The sequence below is a fragment of the Flavobacterium sp. FlaQc-49 genome, from assembly GCF_044005985.1.
GTDB lineage: Bacteria > Bacteroidota > Bacteroidia > Flavobacteriales > Flavobacteriaceae > Flavobacterium > Flavobacterium cupriresistens.
Genome location: NZ_JBIPCS010000005.1, coordinates 291,522 through 310,372, shown reverse-complemented (window position 1 = coordinate 310,372; position 18,851 = coordinate 291,522). Strand labels below are relative to the sequence as shown.

The 18,851-nt window shown below is 32.4% G+C and carries 23 protein-coding genes; 2 read left to right on the top strand and 21 right to left on the bottom strand.

What is annotated here, in order from left to right; translation table 11 throughout:
• Positions 1-14: 14 nt before the first annotated feature.
• Positions 15-872 carry a sulfurtransferase gene (locus ACHRV3_RS13350; RefSeq protein WP_395435023.1) on the bottom strand — a complete coding sequence of 286 codons (858 nt, stop codon included), beginning with the start codon at positions 870-872 and terminating at the stop codon, positions 15-17.
• 127 nt (positions 873-999) lie between these two features.
• On the bottom strand, positions 1,000-1,389 hold the full coding sequence (locus ACHRV3_RS13345; protein ID WP_047775941.1) for a DUF1398 domain-containing protein: 390 nt from the start codon (positions 1,387-1,389) through the stop codon (positions 1,000-1,002).
• 357 nt (positions 1,390-1,746) lie between these two features.
• Between ACHRV3_RS13345 and ACHRV3_RS13340 the strand changes: the two genes are divergently transcribed.
• Entirely contained in the window at positions 1,747-2,439 is a 693-nt protein-coding gene (locus ACHRV3_RS13340; protein WP_395435022.1) for a hypothetical protein, read from the top strand.
• A gap of 25 nt (positions 2,440-2,464) precedes the next feature.
• Here ACHRV3_RS13340 and ACHRV3_RS13335 read toward each other — a convergent pair whose 3' ends face one another.
• The 19 genes from ACHRV3_RS13335 to ACHRV3_RS13245 all read right to left on the bottom strand — a co-directional run bounded on the left by ACHRV3_RS13335 (position 2,465) and on the right by ACHRV3_RS13245 (position 16,535).
• Complete coding sequence (locus tag ACHRV3_RS13335; protein ID WP_395435021.1) at positions 2,465-3,301, bottom strand: mechanosensitive ion channel family protein; 837 nt, start codon at positions 3,299-3,301, stop codon at positions 2,465-2,467.
• Positions 3,302-3,321: 20 nt separating this feature from the next.
• Positions 3,322-3,765 (bottom strand): nuclear transport factor 2 family protein, encoded by a 444-nt coding sequence (locus ACHRV3_RS13330; RefSeq protein WP_395435020.1) that lies wholly within the window; start codon positions 3,763-3,765, stop codon positions 3,322-3,324.
• 80 nt (positions 3,766-3,845) lie between these two features.
• Positions 3,846-4,283, bottom strand: coding sequence for a thioesterase family protein (locus ACHRV3_RS13325; protein WP_047775934.1), 438 nt, complete (start codon positions 4,281-4,283; stop codon positions 3,846-3,848).
• Positions 4,284-4,421: 138 nt separating this feature from the next.
• Positions 4,422-5,012: a hypothetical protein gene (locus ACHRV3_RS13320; protein ID WP_395435019.1), complete on the bottom strand. Its 591-nt coding sequence runs from the start codon at positions 5,010-5,012 to the stop codon at positions 4,422-4,424.
• Between the two features lie 22 nt (positions 5,013-5,034).
• Positions 5,035-6,063 (bottom strand): saccharopine dehydrogenase family protein, encoded by a 1,029-nt coding sequence (locus tag ACHRV3_RS13315; protein ID WP_395435018.1) that lies wholly within the window; start codon positions 6,061-6,063, stop codon positions 5,035-5,037.
• Between the two features lie 38 nt (positions 6,064-6,101).
• Entirely contained in the window at positions 6,102-7,367 is a 1,266-nt protein-coding gene (locus ACHRV3_RS13310; protein WP_395435017.1) for a Na+/H+ antiporter, read from the bottom strand.
• A gap of 144 nt (positions 7,368-7,511) precedes the next feature.
• A complete protein-coding gene (locus ACHRV3_RS13305) occupies positions 7,512-7,832 on the bottom strand; it encodes a hypothetical protein (protein ID WP_230001627.1) in 321 nt (106 codons plus the stop codon).
• Positions 7,833-7,907: 75 nt separating this feature from the next.
• Positions 7,908-8,351 carry a hypothetical protein gene (locus ACHRV3_RS13300; RefSeq protein WP_395435016.1) on the bottom strand — a complete coding sequence of 148 codons (444 nt, stop codon included), beginning with the start codon at positions 8,349-8,351 and terminating at the stop codon, positions 7,908-7,910.
• 103 nt (positions 8,352-8,454) lie between these two features.
• Positions 8,455-9,009, bottom strand: coding sequence for a hypothetical protein (locus ACHRV3_RS13295; RefSeq protein WP_395435015.1), 555 nt, complete (start codon positions 9,007-9,009; stop codon positions 8,455-8,457).
• Positions 9,010-9,074: 65 nt separating this feature from the next.
• Entirely contained in the window at positions 9,075-9,590 is a 516-nt protein-coding gene (locus ACHRV3_RS13290) for a hypothetical protein (protein WP_395435014.1), read from the bottom strand.
• A 73-nt stretch (positions 9,591-9,663) separates the two neighbouring features.
• Complete coding sequence (locus tag ACHRV3_RS13285) at positions 9,664-10,764, bottom strand: hypothetical protein (protein WP_395435013.1); 1,101 nt, start codon at positions 10,762-10,764, stop codon at positions 9,664-9,666.
• Between the two features lie 448 nt (positions 10,765-11,212).
• Positions 11,213-11,719 carry a hypothetical protein gene (locus ACHRV3_RS13280; protein WP_395435012.1) on the bottom strand — a complete coding sequence of 169 codons (507 nt, stop codon included), beginning with the start codon at positions 11,717-11,719 and terminating at the stop codon, positions 11,213-11,215.
• Positions 11,720-11,905: 186 nt separating this feature from the next.
• The gene (locus ACHRV3_RS13275) at positions 11,906-12,367 is read right to left on the bottom strand and encodes a DUF3828 domain-containing protein (protein ID WP_395435011.1); all 462 of its coding nucleotides are present in this window, start codon (positions 12,365-12,367) and stop codon (positions 11,906-11,908) included.
• 24 nt (positions 12,368-12,391) lie between these two features.
• Positions 12,392-12,868 carry a hypothetical protein gene (locus ACHRV3_RS13270; RefSeq protein WP_395435010.1) on the bottom strand — a complete coding sequence of 159 codons (477 nt, stop codon included), beginning with the start codon at positions 12,866-12,868 and terminating at the stop codon, positions 12,392-12,394.
• A 151-nt stretch (positions 12,869-13,019) separates the two neighbouring features.
• Positions 13,020-13,511, bottom strand: coding sequence for a hypothetical protein (locus ACHRV3_RS13265; protein WP_395435009.1), 492 nt, complete (start codon positions 13,509-13,511; stop codon positions 13,020-13,022).
• A 173-nt stretch (positions 13,512-13,684) separates the two neighbouring features.
• On the bottom strand, positions 13,685-14,278 hold the full coding sequence (locus tag ACHRV3_RS13260) for a hypothetical protein (RefSeq protein ID WP_395435008.1): 594 nt from the start codon (positions 14,276-14,278) through the stop codon (positions 13,685-13,687).
• A gap of 207 nt (positions 14,279-14,485) precedes the next feature.
• Positions 14,486-15,025, bottom strand: a complete 540-nt coding sequence (locus ACHRV3_RS13255; RefSeq protein ID WP_395435007.1) for a hypothetical protein — start codon at positions 15,023-15,025, stop codon at positions 14,486-14,488.
• A gap of 218 nt (positions 15,026-15,243) precedes the next feature.
• On the bottom strand, positions 15,244-15,837 hold the full coding sequence (locus ACHRV3_RS13250) for a hypothetical protein (RefSeq protein WP_395435006.1): 594 nt from the start codon (positions 15,835-15,837) through the stop codon (positions 15,244-15,246).
• A gap of 311 nt (positions 15,838-16,148) precedes the next feature.
• Entirely contained in the window at positions 16,149-16,535 is a 387-nt protein-coding gene (locus tag ACHRV3_RS13245) for an RDD family protein (RefSeq protein ID WP_395435005.1), read from the bottom strand.
• Between the two features lie 338 nt (positions 16,536-16,873).
• Here ACHRV3_RS13245 and dnaK point away from each other — a divergent pair, with 338 nt between their 5' ends.
• Positions 16,874-18,757, top strand: a complete 1,884-nt coding sequence (gene dnaK, locus ACHRV3_RS13240; RefSeq protein WP_047775908.1) for a molecular chaperone DnaK — start codon at positions 16,874-16,876, stop codon at positions 18,755-18,757.
• The last annotated feature ends 94 nt before the right edge of the window (positions 18,758-18,851 follow it).

Sequence of the window (18,851 nt, the reverse complement as noted above, 5' to 3'; positions counted from 1 at the left end):
TATTTCTTAAAAGATTAATTGTTTTCTTTGGTTGCCATCGGACGATCGTTACGTGACCACTCGCTCCAGGAACCTACGTATAATTTTGGAATCGGAATTCCGGCATAATCCATTGCTAATAAGGTATGACAAGCCGTAACGCCCGAACCACAATGGACTATTGTATTTTCGGGTTTTACAGGACCTAAAACTTCAGTATATTTTTTCACTAATATTTCAGCAGCATGATAAAAGCCATTTTCGTCTAAGTTTTCACTAAAAGGAACATTAGTCGCTCCTGGTATATGTCCTGCGATTAAATCCAGGGGCTCTGTGAGACCATCAAAACGATTTTTATCTCTAACATCAATAACGATAAATTCGTCATTATTTCGAGCCGTTTCAACTTGGTTTATGTCCGCTAAACCCAATTGCCATTCTTTAATCGGGTAGTTTTCTACGGTGTCAAAATGTTCAATTTCTGAACTTATTGGAAAGCCACTTATGATGGCAGCCTGTAAACCACCGTTTAAAACCTGTACTTTTTCGTGTCCGACAGCTCTGAGCATCCACCAGAATCTGGCAGCGGCGTTGGATCCGTTTTTATCATCATAAATTACAACATGGCTTGAAGGTTGAATTCCAAGTTTTGATAGTGTTTTTGAAAATTTATCAAGAGAAGGTAAAGGATGTCTTCCACCTTTTGCAGGTTCGGTTGTGATCGTGGCTAAATCGTGGTTCAAGTCAGCATATCGGGCACCTTTTAAATGCTCTTTTTTATAATTTTCTTCCGCACCGATTCCAGCTCTCGCATCTATTAGGATAATTTTTTGAGAAGCATGTAATTCCAGTAGTTCATTGGGATTTATAAGAGACGAAATTTTATTTGACATGGCTTTGGCGTTTTTTGGTTTTATAAAGGATTGAAAATTGGCGATTTGTGTTTGATGCTTCCTTTTTTTGCCACGAATTACATGAATTGGCGCGAATTGAATTTGTTGGTTTGTTTTGTGATTGAAATTAACTTGGGATTTTTTCGATCAGGATTTCATTATCTGATTGATCAAAATAAGTACAGGTCATTTCGACTATATCAACACGCCATTTTGCAATACCACATTGCGCACAATGGCCGCAGAATGTTATATAATCGGTTTCACCATACTGATGTTTTACCAAAAACTCAATAAAAAGTTCTTTGTTCGGAAAAGGGGCTACTTTAATTTCTGCATATTTTTCATCAGCAGTAACGTTGTAATTATTTACGCCGTAATATTCTACGTGACCGTCGTGCACAAAAGTATCGTATCCTTTAACACCTAGAATAATTAAGTCTTGTATATAGTTTGGAAAATCGGCACCCGATTTTACTTTAGAATGTGCTTCTTTTATTTGTTCGATTGTAAACATATTGTCAGTTTTTTAAGATTGCTATTATATTTCAAAAATACGATTAATGGATCAAAAAACGGATTCCGCTTTTATTATCTGATCGAATCTGAATTGATACTTATAAAAGTAAAGAGAACCATTTTTAAAACAAAGAGTAAAATGCTAAAGTTATCTGAAAAAGCAAAGGACTGGGAATTACCGTCACTTCTAATTTTTGTAGGTTTCTTTTTAGTTTCGTTTAATTTAATGTTAACTACTTGATTTTTAAAATGTTGTATTTTGGCGATGAATAATGCACTTAAAAGGATATTTTTTTTAAATAGCAAGGTTTTTCGTAAATTTAATAGTAGAATGTTGTAAGCTAAAATTGATATTATGAAAAGAACAATACTTCTATTCCTGTTGACAGCCCCTACATTTGCCCAGGAAATCAATACATTTGATTTTGCCGTTATAAACTCAACCTTAATTTCACCCAATATCGATCTTGATAAAGGACGTAGTGTTGTTGCGGGCAATGAAAATCAATATTCGACTTACTTTCAGTACGCCTTTACGATGTGCGAGGACGATGTTATTTTGGGAGCTGGCATCGATAAGTCTGATATTGATCGGTCTTATGTTGGTTATATCGGTAAGATATGTGAAAAGTTCAGAGCTACAATCGCTATAGGTTACTTAGAGTCGAGGAGTGGTTATGACGGAACATTTACGGGATTTAGTGTGTCGTGGCATTTTAAGGAGAACACTTTTATTGGTGGTAGTCTCGAGAATCTGCATTCTACAAGCATTAGTTATGATACCGATGAAAGTTCCGATTATTACAGAAAACTGGTTCCAAAAGTTTTTGCGAGTTACGAAATTATTCCACATGTGATTGCTTTTGGTCAGTTAAGCAGCAGAGTTAATGATATTGCTTTAAAATATCAGAACGATCGTTTCGCGGCAGGTGGATTTTATTCCGGTCAGGGAGAAGAAGGAATTTTTGGAACGGTAAACTTTGGTCGTTTTGCAGTTTCCTGCAGTACAACTTTTGATAGAGTAAATTTTGGATTGAAGTTTCAATAAACTAACACGTCTTACTCTAGAAAATTTATTTCTTTAACGTGACAACCTGTTGCGGATAAGGGATATCAATATTGGCTTCGTCAAAACGTTTTTTGATGCTTTGTAATAAATCACAATACATAATAAAACCGTCCGTAGAGTTTTTTGCCCATACCCAGGTTTTTATATTGACACTTGATGCACCGAGTTCAACTACTCTTGCATTAACTAAAGGCGTGTTTTTCTTTTTTTCTTCGGCAGTTCGATTATCAATAGAAAGGGGATGTTTGCTGACTTCTTCTTTCATGATTTCCAGCGCTTTTTCGATATCCGATTCGTAACCGATACCAATTTGGATTATTTTGCAACACTTGGTATCGTGCATATTGGTGTTTACAATAATTTGATTGCTAATAATCGAATTTGGAATAATGATTCGGTTGTTTTCCGCATCTTTCAGAACGACCTGTCTTAGATTGATATCTTCAACGGTACCTACAAAATTGTTGATGGTAATTTTGTCATTGATGCGAAAAGGCTTAAAAATCACAAGAAAAATACCGCTTACAATGTTACTTAACGCTTGTTGCGAAGCCAAACCGGCCACGATCGAAATAACGCCGGCACCTGCCAAAAAGGAATGTCCGATAATTTTAAATTCCGGAATTTGTATTAAGGCAAATGCAAATCCTAAAATATAAATAACCGTAATGATTAAGTGTTTTAAAAACTTAAAACCTGTCGCATCGTATTCTTTATCGCTGAGTTTGCGATAGAGAAACATTTTTAAGGCTCTATCTGTAATGGCACCCAAAACGATGGTTACAATCACTATAATAGCGACAAAAATGCCTATCCTAAAATCTGTTATATAATCAATCATTCGTTGTAAAAAGGAGCTTATTATTCGTCGAAATTGTCGTAATAGGTAAAGTCTTTTGTGATCAAACCGTTTTCAATCGTAAAAATGGTACAAATCGGAAGTTCAAAAGTTGAATCGTCTTCGGCAGTTCCGGAAGACACAAATTCAACGATAACATTATTTTCGCCTGAAGGATAGATCTGAATGACTTTATCAGTCAAATCCGGAAACATCTGATTTAATTCGCTGTATTTTTTTAGGGTTTCGGCACGAGTTTGTTTTACAATCCCTGTTCCTAGTGACGGGTCTTTAAAATCGGCAGTCGGGGTATACATTTCTGCCATTTCTTTCCATTTGTGGTTGTTGAAATGCTCGAAATATTGTTTGACTAAGGCTGTATTTTTTGACTCCATATTTTGCGGTTTTTGGTTGTTACAAGAGATTAAAATTAATAGTGTAAAAAAACTTAAGATTGCTTTTTTCATAGTTATCGTTTTAATTATGGTTGAAACATTCGTTTAACTGTAAGCACAAAATGGAGTCAATTTATTACATAGGAGCTGTTTTAAAGCGCTATAAAATCTTCACTTTTCGGGAAAATACTCAAAGCATCAACTGCAATTTGTGGAGTTGGAGTAGCTAATTTACGCAATTTAGTATCCATCCAGGCGCCATCAACAGTAATAACGGCACAAAGCGTATCATCTTCCTTTCTAAATTCGTGAATGATAGACCAGCGCGAAGCATCCGCTTTCATTTTGGAGGTTTTGGTATGAATGAATATTTTATCTGAAAGTTTTAGCTCTTTTCTAAAAACGCACTCTTCTCTAAATAAAATGGGTCCAAAGCCCTCTGTCTGCATTATTCTTAAAGTCAACCCCAATTGTTCTAAAACTTCGATACGATGTTGTGCGCCAAAATCGTAATAAGCACTATGACGAACGTGAAAATTTGGGTCAAGATCTGACCAGCGAAAAGATAATTCTTTAGTAAATGAAACCATTTGTTTTTTTTAATTTTAATGTTAATCGGAACTGTTTTTTGAGATTTGTTTCTCAGAAAAACGGTTATTGTCAGAAATCGAAATTACAAATAAAAACCGGAAAAGTTCTTTATGAAAACTTAAAGTATCAGCAACAGCTTAATAAAATTCTGTTTGAAAAGAGACGAAATCCTGTAATTTAGGTAATGGTTTGATAAGGACTTTCTTCTGGGAATGAGTTGGCTTTTCACTTTCGTCGTCATAACGTTCTGTATCCTTAATTCGGATTCCGGTAGATAAATTAAAATCTATTGTGGTCATTGTACCTATGCCGTCAGAATAGGCTTCGGAGAAACCGATAAGTTCGAAATTACCATTTTGAAATCGGAATTTATGTTCGTAATGCCCTCTTGTAAGTTCAATATTAATACTGAGAATTCCTTTTTTGATCGTAATTTCTGAAAAAGCATTCCCTGAGTAATAACCTTTTTTGCCCTCAGGAAATGCTGGATCTATTGCTTTTGTTGAAGAAAGAATCGGTTTGAATTTTCCATTTGTTTCGGCAAAATAGATTTCGAGTTTATAAGGTCCTTCATCATTTAAGGTGTCTTGTGATACTAAAACATAATCGATTAAACCGTCTTTGTTTAAATCGCCTTTTACTTTGGTAATCTCTTTATTGAAATTATCTTTTTGAGCAAAGAGCAACGTGGAGAAAAGGATAAAGTATAGTGAAATCAATTTTGCCATTGGGTAATGCAGTAATTTATTTTTAATTCAATTGAGATTCTTTTATAGCTGATATTTCGATGTCATCTTCATCTAAAGCTTGTAAAAAATCTGCTGCATCATAAACTTCTCCCATTGTTGTTACACCGGTCTTTTTTACTCTGCCTGACAAAATTCTATTTATTCCTTCAACTACCAACGGAGCGGTAACGGCATAAATATCCTGTCCCTGAGCGGTAATGATTCTTATTTGGTTGTCTTTTGTTGCAACAACATCAACACAGAATTGTTGTGAGGATCTGTTTTTGCTGTCTACAGCTTTTGGTTCCGGAGTATCATCATTTCTAAGATCATTTAAAGAGTTTTGACTAAGATAGGTATTAACACTGCTAACATTTAAATGACGCGAAATAGTAATGATTTCAGAAAGCGGCAAAGCAACAACTTCCTTAATCCCAATTGGACTTTTAAAATCCCATTCTTGCGAAGGACTTGCTTCAAGTTCTTGTAAACGATTGTCTTTGAACGTTAATCTTTTATAGTGATTTCGGTCTCCTGTTAGCCTTGTTCCTTTTGTTGGATGCCACGAGTCCAATCCAATATAAACATTTATTTCATCGATCTGGTTCCAATCGTGGGTTAGGGCAGTACTCAGTAAATCGGCTAAACCGCCATAGAAAGCAGAGGCCGGAATTATGAGGATTTTATCGTTTTTTGCCTGTTCAGAAAACTGTTCGAAGATGTCTAAAACAGGTTTTTGTTCCGCCGTCAAATCAATGTAATGACTACCCAGTCGCAAAGCAGATTTTATGATCGGTTCTGCGGTGTCTAAGTAAGGGCCGGCACAGTTTATAATAATTTCTGCACCTGAAAATGCATCATCTAATGTTTTCGGTTCGTGAATAGATGCTGCTTGTATTTTTAAATCTGGATATTCTTGATTTAAAAGCACTAATTTTTCCTGATCTCTTCCCGAAAGGATAAGATTTGTATAACCTTGTCTGTAGAGTTCGGAGACAATAAACTTTCCGGTGTGTCCGTAGGCACCATAAATTGCAATTCTATTTTTCATAAGGATTAGTTGGTTTAGTAATGTATAAAAAATATATTTTAAGAACGATTCGTTTCTTTTGGTGTTAATTTTTTTACAATCCAGGGCAAAGTAAGTCCTTGTCCGATAAGGGTTAATAATACAACCGCAACTGAAATAAAAATAATAGCATTTCTTTGAGGGAATGGCGTTCCGTTTTCCAGAAATTTGGGTAACCCGATCGCGATTGCCAACGAAACAATGCCGCGCATACCGGACCAACCCAAAATGATACTATTGTTGAAGTCTAAAAGAGCATGTTCGCTTACTTTTCTTTTTCCTTTTGTATTTAGAAAAGCTTTTTGAAGGTTTATTTTTTGCAGAAAAACCCTTCCCATTCTAATTAGCAGTGCTGTGATGGTAATAATCGCAGCATAACCAATATAAGGCAAAATCATGGTATTGTCTATGTCTTTGAGGATGTAGCGGAAATTAAGACCAATTAAAATAAAGATTAATCCGTTAAGGAGAAAAATAATAATATCCCAAAGCGTTCTGGAGTTGTTTTTTAGACTTTCGGGGAAGATTTTATTACTGAATCGGGCAATAGACAATCCTAAAACGACTACTGCAATAACGCCTGAGACGTGTAGATGTTCAGCAACAAGATAGGCTACAAAGGGCATTAAGAGCATAAAACTAATCGTAACGTTTACATTTTTATGCACTTTGGTTAGGATGTAAGCGAGAATTTTGGCCATGATAAAACCAACCAAAAAACCACCTCCAAGCAATAACATAAACTGTAAGGTCGCTTTCCAAATTACAAAAGCAGATCCCATTACAGCCGCCACAGCAAAGCGGTAAGCAACAAATGCCGATGCATCGTTAATAAGACTTTCTCCCTCAAGGATTGTGATGGTTTTGTGTGAAATTTTTAGCCCTTTTGTGATACTTATAGCCGCTACAGCATCGGTGGCAGAAAGGATTGCGCCAAGTACAAACGAAAGCGGCCAGGTCATTCCGGGAATCAAGTAATGGGCAACAATGGCAATTCCTAAAGTGGTAACAAAAACTAATGTAATGGCCAATGTACCAATTGTATTGATATTGGTTTTAAAATCATTAGGCGAAATATTAAAAGAAGCATCGTATAAAAGCGGAGGCAGAAAAATCAAAAAAATAATCTCGGGATTAATCTCAATTTCGCCCATGCTTGGAAAAAAGCCGATTATGATTCCAACAATAACCAATAAAATAGGGTAGGGTAACTTAATTTTATCTGCAAAAGCAGAAAGTCCAATTACGATGGCCAGGATAAAAATGATGATGCTGTAATTTTCCATTATTTGGCTTTTACTGAATGAGGTATTTTTTGAGATTACTAATTTAGTTATTTCTTAAAATAAAAAATTCACAAAGTTTCTTAAAATTATCCTGTTTCAGTTTTATTGGTTTTAAATTTTGATGTTATGCGTTAGATGATGGTTTTATTTTTCTGAAAGTACACTCCGATTTAATACATCTTCCAGATTTCCAATTTCTAGTAAATCTGCAATAGTTTTTTCAATACACTCCCTTGTAAGTTCCTTTACAAATAAATCTGGTGTACATTGATATAAACCATTTAAATTGTCGCCGCTTTTTTCATTCAGCTTTTTTACAGTTTCTAAAAACTTATACGTCCAAATGTTTATTCCGTAATGTTTTCCATTTGGCAAATCAACATGAATATTACAAGATTCATTTTCCATATCAGAATTGCTAAAATCGACATGTTCAAATTCAAGCCAAAGTTTAAAGTTGGTCATTGGAGATTTATATGTTTTATGTTTAGTTAGTTCGGTTACTTAAAATTATCTGTAAATGCCTGTTAGCAAATGATTCTATTTTAACTCTAATTCAATTTTTTCTTTGGATACTTTTTTTAGTAAACTTTTTTCAGCTAAACTCGAAATAATTAAAATGTTATCTTTTACAAAAAAATCTTCCGGATGCTCCTTTGTAGATTTTTTTCCGCCCCAAAGTAGACCTTCGAGGAAACCTTGCATTTCAAAATTATTTTCAAATTCAAAATACATAATGCTTCCACTGTCAGTTTTGTTTTCAAAATTTTGAACTTCTTTATGTTTTACTTTTCCAATCAAAGCAGAATATAGATCAGGATTATTGTAGAATGTGCAAGCTTGTATTGAGATACATTTTGGTTTATTTGTCAAATGATAATCTACAGGAATTTCATTTTCATTAAGTTTTAACTTTTCAAAATTCTGCGCAAATACATTTGTACTTAAAAATAAGCAAGAAAGAAATAAAATTGTTTTTTTCATTAAATAGGTTTTATATTTAGTTTTTTCGTAATTCAACCATACTTAAATTCGTTAGGAGCTCATTCAAGTCGCAGAATTCTATTTGGTTACAGTTAACTTGTTGTTATCTGATGTTTTTTCTTTTCAATTGTGAATAGGATTCCACAGTAATTATTGAGAGATTAAAAAGTAATAAGTAGTATCCACTCTTTATTTGTTCAACATCTTCAAAAATTTTCCCGAAATATAACATTATCAGTGGGATTATTAGCAAGAATATGTTTAGAAAGCCTAAAATAAAAGTTGTTTTTGGCTTGTCTTTAAACGAATAAATTATTATAAGTAGATTTATTAAAATAGAAAACGAAAACGGCATTAATGGCCATTGAGGAGTTTCAATATCGTCAATGAATAGTTTCCCGATTTGATAACCGTTTAGTGTTAATTTTTTTTTAAGTTTAACAAAGTCTGTAATTGCTTTTTGTTTTTTTACAGTTAGTTCTGCGAAAGTTAAATTATATTCTTTTTCATTAAGTTCTATTTTAGAGACGCTTTTTACCTGTTCCCATAATGGACTATTTTTTAAGTTTCTATTTTCAGAAATATTTTTGTCTGAACAAGTTTGAAAAAAGGGGAGGAATAGAATCAATAAACTAATTATGGAGAGTTTCTTTAACATATTTTGTTGTTTTATGGTTGTTCATTGGTTATTTTCGGTACTCTGTGTGAAAATGCCAGGAACGGTTAGCGGTAGTATTTTTTATAATCCTTTTTGGCTTCAATTATTGTGATTCCAAGTAAAATAAATCCGCCAATGAGAGCAAAATACGCACCTACTCTTTGTTTTTCAATATATTCTGCGGCACTATATACAACTTCATTTTTTTTCTCAATTTGAAAGATATCCAAATTTAAGTTTGTTGAATTATTATCATTAAAATAAACTAGTACTTCATCGTTTAAAGTCAACTTTTTAGCAAGCAAATCATAATTCTGTTCTTTGTTATAAACTCCAAAAACTTTTTCATTTCCCTCAATTTTGAAAGTAAATACTTTTGAGGCAAGTTTATACTTTCCGGCTACTGATGAATTGTTTTCAGTTATTTTTGTTTCAATAATTTTTCCATTTAAACTATCGTAACTAGTAACATTTCTGCTTATGTTTGTTGTTGTTTCAAACTCCAAATAAGCACAAATAAAGCAAACAGAAGTTAATATTAACGAGGCTAAATTTTTAATTATAATTTTTATCGGTTTCATGTTTTTAATTGTGCCGCCAACATTTTTTGGGCTTTACGAGATTGGAAACTAAAACCGCTGTCGACTGTAATTTTTATTTCCACATTGATTTATACTGTTCCATTTTATTCATTTCTTCACTCATAAATGAATTGTCTTTATTTTGTATTCTTAATTGATTTATAGCGTCAATGTTTGCCAATACACCAGATTCATACCAAGGAAATTCATTTGCTAAGGAGTCAAGTTTAGCTAATGCTCTTAGACTTTCTCCATTTTGTGACAGAAAAACCGAATGTTCGTATCTAAATGTTGGACACCAATAATATTCTTCGGCTAATTTTTCCCAAGTTTCTTCATCACAATTTCCTGCTTTAAGAAAATTAATTGCAAAAATAGATGAATCGATATAATTAACAGAAAAAGCAAAATAATTTAATAATGGAATTTCTTTCTCGTTAGCATCGTTTTTAATTCTATTTTCGATTACTTCGTTAATTAATTTATGGGATAGTTCTTTATCTTCATATGAATCGGATAAATGTAATAAATTAGCGTATTCGGTTTTGACAATATCTAAATCCGGTCTCAATTCGTAAGCGCCTTTTGAATAATGTAAAGCTTGAGGAATGGAGTTTAAAACACGATAAAGTTTTGATAGTGCAACAATCAATCTTATATCTTGAAAATCATCTTGTTTTATATTGGTTTCTTGAAAATTTAAAGCTTTTAGAGCGTATCTGTCTTTTACAAATCGTTCAATTATTTGCCATTTTTGTAATTTGTTAAGTTCAGTTTCATCCCATTGTTCAAATAAAATTGCTCTTCGGTCCCAAATTGATCTGACTTTTTTCCATTTATTGAAAGTGAAATTAAAAGCTTCGTGTTCTTCAAACAAATTCCCTTGTTCGTCTTCTAAACTAAGCTCAATTCTAAATTCAGGAGATGAATAGTATCGATTTATTGAATCATACAATTCCGTTTTAAAAAGATCAGGTGTATTTGTACTAATTTCATTAGAACCGGATAATTTATTCATCATTTCTAAAAATAAATCTTGGTCTTTTTGTGGCGAAGATTTAAGTTCATCCATTGCTTTTTTTTCATGCTCCTCAGCATTCTTTTCAATTATTGATGAATTTCTTTCTTGTTCTTTGTTTTCGGTTTTTCCGAATAATCGTTTAAATAGGCTCATAGTTGTTGTTTTTCTAAAATTACAGCTTACGGCTGTTAGCGTTTATTGTTTGTTTTTATAGCGTATTGGTCAAATTTATACTTAATTTTTTTGTTATAAAGTTTGAAATAAATAGCGAGCCTGCCCCTAAAAAAAACAAAAGATGTTCCCATTTTTAATGGAGAAATATCCATTTTTCACTCCACCAAAAATTATATGTAAGTGAATAGATGTTTTTCATTTGTTTTTTTAAGCCGTTACGATGTTTAATTCTATTTAATATTAAATTTCATGTGTAATTGGGATTTCTAAAATATAAAAAGGATATTATCATTTTTTACATATTTTTTGTAAACTTCAGGTTTCCACTTCAGGATTTAATGTGTAAACAGAGATGTGTAAAAAGATGCTTTTATTTTTGCTGTTAATAGTAGTCAAATTATTCAGATCAATATGTATGGTTAATAATTTATTTCTCAATTTTTTCAAAGTAAATACTTTCCCCACTATCCGGGTCACCAATTATAAATTCAATTCTATAATTCCCTAAACCTCTATCAATATGAGCAGAAGTAAAAAGATTTGGGCATTCTAAAGACAATTCATTATATTCAAATTCGTAGTCAACTTCATATTTTCCATTTTGACATATGTCAATAGATGGAGTTGTGGTCAATTTAAAAGTGCCGTTTTCATACAATTGAAGTTTATATTTATCGTAAGTATTTTTGTCAATATTAAGACGAGTGACCTTTACGATATGATATTTTCCAACTAAATCTTTAGTTTTTGGTTTACTTGTGAATAGTCCACTAAACAAACCAAACAGTAGAAAAGCTATAACAATGATTGAAGAAGTTTTTATAAGTATTAATCCTTTTCTTCGTGTATTCTTTTTCAGCAGAAAAAAAAGCCCAGGAAAAAAGCCCAAACCTATGATGAAAAGAATTAAAGACAGAAGTATGTTAAATGTCATTTTTGGATTTGTATTTCAGTTGAAGTTTCTTCTGAGAATTGGGTTTCAGTTTGCATTTTTGGAGTTTGAAGAGGTTAGGTATTAAAAAGATGATTTTTTTCCATTTGACGCACATTTTTCTAGTACAAAACTATTTTTAAATTCTGGGCAATGCTCAAATCTCGTATAAGAGCTCTTAGCGGCTGCTTATTTTAATGCAGCTATTTTTCCGTCAGTAATAGTTACCATTATATTGGTTTTATTTTCGGAACTATTATCATGAAATTTTACATGAAATTTATTTTTTTGTCCCACTACATTTTCTATAGATAATGATTCTATCATTTTTTCAGAGACATCCTGAGCATTTATAAATGGGTCATAATCCAATTCATTATTTTCAAATTCATTCGAAATACTGTCTAATAAAGTCTTTTTACAATATTTGTTTTTCAAAGAATCTAATTTTCTCTCGGATTCTTTGAGATTTGAATTAGTAAATTCATGTAAATAAGCTACATAAAATGCATTTAATATTTCTTTCGAATTAGATTCATCTGCAATTTTTGTGTCCGTACTTGATAATTCGGTTTTGTTTTTTTCGTCGCTTTTTTTACAACTTACTATAAGTAGTACTATTACTATGAAAAATAGATGTCTTCTTTTCATTTTGACTTTCTGTTTTTGTTATTATTACAACCGAGTAATAGGAATAAAATTAATAGAATATTTTTCTCCTTTACGAACTAATTTATCTGTTTGTGTATTATATGATTGTAGTTTACCTTTTGAGATTTTGTATTTCAAATGATATTCTATCTCATTTTCCTTTTTTAACTCATAAGAATGAGTTTTTCCAAAATTTCCAAAATTTACAATGGTATCTTTTCCGTTAATTTTGACAATTTCACTTTCAGTTTCGTCTTTCAGTTTGTTAAATCGTAAATATAATTTCTTTTTTTTGATTATGTATTTTCCATCAAGTTCTTGGTGTGATAAATCGCCTGAAAATTCATAGTGAAAAGTACTATCAGATTTCAACTCAATTTCTGTTATGAAGAAACCTAAATCCGCAAAGTTTGATCGATATTTTCCATTAATTTTTTCGCTAACATTACACGACATTAAAAATATGGAAAAGCAAATAAGTAAAATAATTTTCGTTTTCATTTTCGTTTTTTTTGAGATATAGCTATTAACGGTTTGGCATTTGTAGCAGCTAGGGAATATAAGGTGCGCTTTTATTGTATTATGTATAAGTTTTACAAGTACAAAACCAGCTGCAAATTAAATTAAATACCCGAATCTCATGTAAAAGTTGTTAACTGCTGGCTTGTTTCAATAAACTTCTGGACTTTTCAATAATCTCTAACTCATATTTTAGATTGTATTCTTTACTTGAAAACGTTGGAGAAATCAAAATGTCATTTTCATAGTAAAATCTTTTTTTGATAAACTTTTTTTTCTTTCTACGACTAATTATTGATTCTATGTAAATAAGTTTCGAATTGGAATAGTAAAAACTCATGTCTTCGTCTGTTTCTTGATTCCTTCGTGTATAACAAATCCTGATAACCTGACCATTAGTTTTTAATAACCGCGTATTGTTATACATTCTTCTTGTAGGTTTTCCATCAATTCGACCATGTGTAAATACAAATTCTTCATTAGACACTTCTTCTGTAAGGAAACTAGAAATACTGTCCGTATATTTTACATGTGATTCTATAGTTTTTATTTTGCTCGCATCTGTTTCGCCTGTTTGTCCAAACATTAGGATTGGAGATAATAATAGTAGAATTTTAAATTTCATGTTTTATGTTTGAAATGTACTGAAGCTTACAACTAACGTTCTGGCGCTACACGAGGTTTGGGATTAAAGAGGTGAGTTTTTTCTATTAAACACAAATTTTCCCAGTACAAAAACCAGCTGTAAATTAAGCCAAGTACCCAAATCTCTTTTAACGACTGTTGACAGTTGTATTTTTAGACCCAATTAATATCAGTTGAACTAACTAATTGGCGACTACCGTTTTCATAAACAAAGTTAAAGGTAAATGTTTGCGGTAAATTATCATTAGGTTTTTCCATTAGAATTAACTTTAAAAAATACGGATTACCGCCTATAAAAAATGAACTTTGATTTAAAGCAATTACTAATGAATCTATTGTTTTTTGTTGACCATCCCATTGAACATCATGCCATTTAAATAAATCTTTAATGTCTGTACCTGCTGGTTTACCATTAAAATTATTATTACTGAATATTTCAATTGTTTTCAATTTATCTTTCAGTCCGTCAATACCTGGGGTGCCTTTTGAAAAAGCATAAGCTGAAGTTGTAAAGTTGAACCACTGTCTTGATTTTTCAATATTTGCAACGTAGGTATAAGACATGTTAATTTTAAAGTATACTTTATTTTCTGAAATTATATCTATAGGCTTAACAACATTTGTTAATGCTTCGTCTTTAAAAGCCTGACAAGTCAAATTGTCAATTTTATAATATGGGTCTACACTTTCACATGAGATTGGTATAATCCCTAAGAAAAACACTAATATTAATATATTACGTTTCATAAATTACTCATTGTTTAAAAATTTAATTTTCTGATTCTATGCTATGGATTACAATTATGTCTAATTTTTCGGTAATAGTACTACCAACGTCTTGGCACTATACGAGTATGGGGATTTAGAAGGCCGAATATTAGGAATAAAACGATAATTCAAGAAAGGCTCAATCACGACAAACGGCTGTTGTGCGATCGGTTATTTTATTTACTATTACTCTCCAATATATTTTGTTCGTATAAATTTTGAACAATCATTTTCAAACTCATTGCACGAATCAAATAAGATTGTAGCTCCATTTTTATTTTTGTTACTTTTCAAGATTTGATAAATTTCAACTCCTCCAATTGGGTCGACTCCAACTAAATCAATAATAATATTCTTTGTAAAAGTTAACGTTTTGTATAAGCTTAGTATTCTTCTAGGACTTCCTGCTAATGTGTTCACTTTTATTTTTGGTTTCATCCAATTAAGTTCATATATTTTATTTCTGTAAAATATAATTGAGCCAGAATTCTTAAGATACTTTTCAACTGTTAGAGGAAAGATAAAACTTAAAAGTGAATCTGTTTGTATGTGTTCAACATATTTGAAACTTGAGTTTTGATTTGTAAAAATACTATTTAATTTAAGAGTTAAGTTCCTAAATTTAGCACCTCCAAGAATTTCAATTATAATAATTTCTCCTTCATTTATAGTAAAAGCAGGAATTATAAAATCGTCAATAATTTGTTCAGGGAAATTTAATAACATTATAAATTTGTTATTTGTAAATATTCATAAATTTTGTTTTTTTTTTTACTTCTGCGGTTAACTGTGGCGCAACGTTCTGGTGCTACAAGAGGTTGGGGAATAAAGATGCGGGATTTTCTCCATTAAGCACAAATTTTTCAAGTACAAAACTAGCTGCAAATTCATACTAATGTCCAAATCTCGTGTAACGGTTATTAGTTAGCCGGGCTTTGTTCTTATTATTTTGTAGTTATTATTATTATAGCTCCGTAAACTTCATCTTTTCCATATATAGCATTACTACTGTTTTTATTTAAAATGGTAACATCTGATATAATTTCTTTTTTTATAGGTAGAACTATTGTGTTAAGAGTTTTATTATACTTAAAAGGCTCTCCATCTATGACTATTAATGGAGGATTAGCAATTTCATCTTTTTGGAAAGCGGTTTTGATTTTGTCAACCAAATAATATTGTGATTCATCTTTATTTTCCAGTAAAAATATTTTCGTTTTTGAGGTTGTAATTATTAAAACTCCTGCTTCGCCGAAATTACCATAAATACTAATGCCTTTCTGTTTATCAATTGCTACAATCTTTTCAATAGCAACTTTTGACAATGGTAATTTTCCTTTTTCTAAATCTTGGTAACGAAATGGTATTCCATTAACAACAACAATAGGGCGATTTGTTATTAATCCACTTTCAGCCATTTTTGAAATTGAATCTGAAAGAAATAATTTCTCTTTTCCGTTTTCAAGAAGCTCATATCTGTTTTGTGAATACATTGAAAATGATATGATAGAGATAATTCCGAGAAAAATTTTTTTCATAGTGATTTTTTTATATTTCATAACGCCTTGTTACTAAAATTTCGGCGCTTGTCATGGTTAGGGGTTTAGAAGCTGAGTATTTTCGGCTCGACGAATATAGGAATAAAAACGATAATTCAACTAAAGCGCTACTGGAAGTGGGGAGGCTTCGCATAGCGAGGGATATAGATTTTGGTTGTTTTACTATTGTTGTGTACTAAGAACGATTGGGTATATCTTAAACCTGTTCAGCCTTAAAGCAAATGAATAGCATAATGATAACGTAGCCAATGCAGAGGTGCAGGTTTTATGAATTTTATTTTTTACTCTGCTTAAATTTTCACCATTACAGTCCCACTAAAAATATCATGAAGGGCTCGTTTCTTTGAGCTCGAAAAAATAGTGATAAAAGAAAGCCAGCCGAACAGTAATTTGATGAAATATCGAATCAGCGCCTGGAAAATATTGATTCGTTTTGTGTTGTCGGAATTTTTTCTGACTCTTATGCTTTTTATGTTATTGCCTATTGTGCCACCAAAAGTAGTGGCTATCGGCTCGTATAAAAATAGAGCTATCAGCAAAACAGCCCTTAGCCAATCGGGTACATTTTTGAAATTAGATAGAATATCAGAGAAAATGATCATGCAAGCTACTATTAAAACCGAGTCAATTAGAATAGATTGTATTCTCTCGAGTAAAAAAGGGTATTTTTCGTTCATCGTTTTTTTTTTTTTTGACGAATGTACTTATTTTAATGGTATTCACAGAACTTTTTTTAACACAACCAAGTGCCCTAGCCCTGATGGGAGCGGCATCCTTTTTCTTGCTTCTTTAGCAAGGAAAAGATAGAGCAGACAGCAGGAATCAGCTCCTGATAATGACACTTAAAGTACTGATATGCCATGAATGTCAGGTTTTAAAAATGTCATGTTGTCATATTTTTTTGGTGTGTCAATAGTAAACTGACAATTTACTTTGGTTTTTTATATTGGCATAAAGATTGACTTATGCCACATGAGTTTAAAAATTAGTATATCAAAAATAAATTATATAAAAAATGGGTAAAATAATCGGAATTGACTTAGGTACGACGAACTCTTGTGTTTCTGTAATGGAAGGTAATGAAGCAGTTGTTATTCCTAACGCAGAAGGAAAAAGAACTACACCATCTATCATCGCTTTTGTTGAAGGTGGAGAAATTAAAGTGGGTGATCCTGCAAAAAGACAAGCGGTAACTAATCCAACTAAGACTATTGCTTCTATCAAACGTTTTATGGGACAAGGTTTTGGTGAGGTTTCGGCTGAAGCAAAAAGAGTTTCTTATTCAATTGTAAAAGGAGATAACAATACACCACGTGTTGACATTGATGGTCGTTTGTACTCTGCACAAGAATTGTCAGCTATGACACTTCAAAAAATGAAAAAAACTGCTGAAGACTATTTAGGTCAAACAGTTACTGAAGCGGTTATTACTGTTCCTGCTTACTTTAATGATGCACAACGTCAAGCTACAAAAGAAGCTGGAGAGATTGCTGGTCTTAAAGTTATGCGTATCATCAATGAGCCTACTGCTGCTGCATTAGCTTACGGATTAGATAAAAAAGGAACAGATCAAAAAATTGCTGTTTACGATTTAGGTGGAGGTACTTTTGATATCTCTGTTCTTGAATTAGGAGACGGTGTATTCGAAGTATTGTCTACAAATGGTGATACTCACCTTGGAGGAGATGATTTTGACCACGAAATTATTGACTGGTTAGCTGACGAATTTAAAGCTGAAGAAGGTATTGATTTACGTTTAGATCCAATGTCTTTGCAACGTTTGAAAGAAGCTGCTGAGAAAGCTAAAATTGAATTGTCATCTTCTGCTGAAACTGAAATCAACTTACCTTACGTAACTGCTACAGCTTCAGGACCAAAACACTTAGTTAAAAAATTAACTAGAGCTCAATTCGAAAAATTAACTGATTCTTTAGTAAAACGTTCTATGGAACCAGTTGCTAAAGCATTAAAAGATGCAGGTTTATCTGTTTCTGATATTGACGAAGTTATCTTGGTAGGTGGTTCTACTCGTATGCCAAGAATTGCTGACGAAGTTGAAAAATTCTTCGGTAAAAAAGCGTCTAAAGGAGTTAACCCTGATGAGGTTGTTGCAATTGGAGCAGCTATTCAAGGTGGAGTTCTTTCTGGAGATGTAAAAGATGTATTGTTATTAGACGTTACTCCTTTATCTTTAGGTATCGAAACTATGGGTGGAATTATGACTATCTTAATTGAGTCTAACACAACTATCCCAACTAAAAAATCTCAAGTTTTCTCTACTGCTGCAGATTCTCAACCAACTGTTGAATTGCACGTATTACAAGGAGCTAGAGCAATGGCTGCTGATAACAAAACTATCGGTCGTTTTAACTTAGACGGTATTCCACCAGCACCAAGAGGAGTTCCTCAAATCGAGGTTTCTTTTGATATTGATGCTAATGGTATCATCAAAGTTTCTGCAACTGACAAAGGAACTGGAAAATCTCACGATATCCGTATCGAAGCTTCTTCTGGTTTAACAGCTGAAGAAATCGAAAAAATGAAAAAAGACGCTGAAGCTAACGCTGAGTCTGATAAAGTAGCTAGAGAAAGAGCTGAAAAATTGAACGAAGCTGATGGAATGATCTTCCAAACTGAGTCTCAATTAAAAGAGCTTGGATCTAAATTAGCTGATGATCACAAAGTTGCTGTAGAGTACGCTTTAACTGAATTGAGAATGGCTCACCAATCTCAAGACATTCCAGCTATTCAAACAGCTCTTGACAACATCAATGCAGCTTGGAAAACAGCTACAGAAGCGATGTACGCTCAAGGTGAACAAGGTCAACAAGCGGCTCCTCAACAAGAGCAGTCTCAAGGTGACAATGTTGAAGACGTTGAATTCGAAGAAGTAAAATAATTTACTCCGTAGAGATGCACTGCTGTGCGTCTCTTACATAAGAATTGAAAACCGAGTCAGAAATGACTCGGTTTTTTTATGGCTTTTTTTTTAG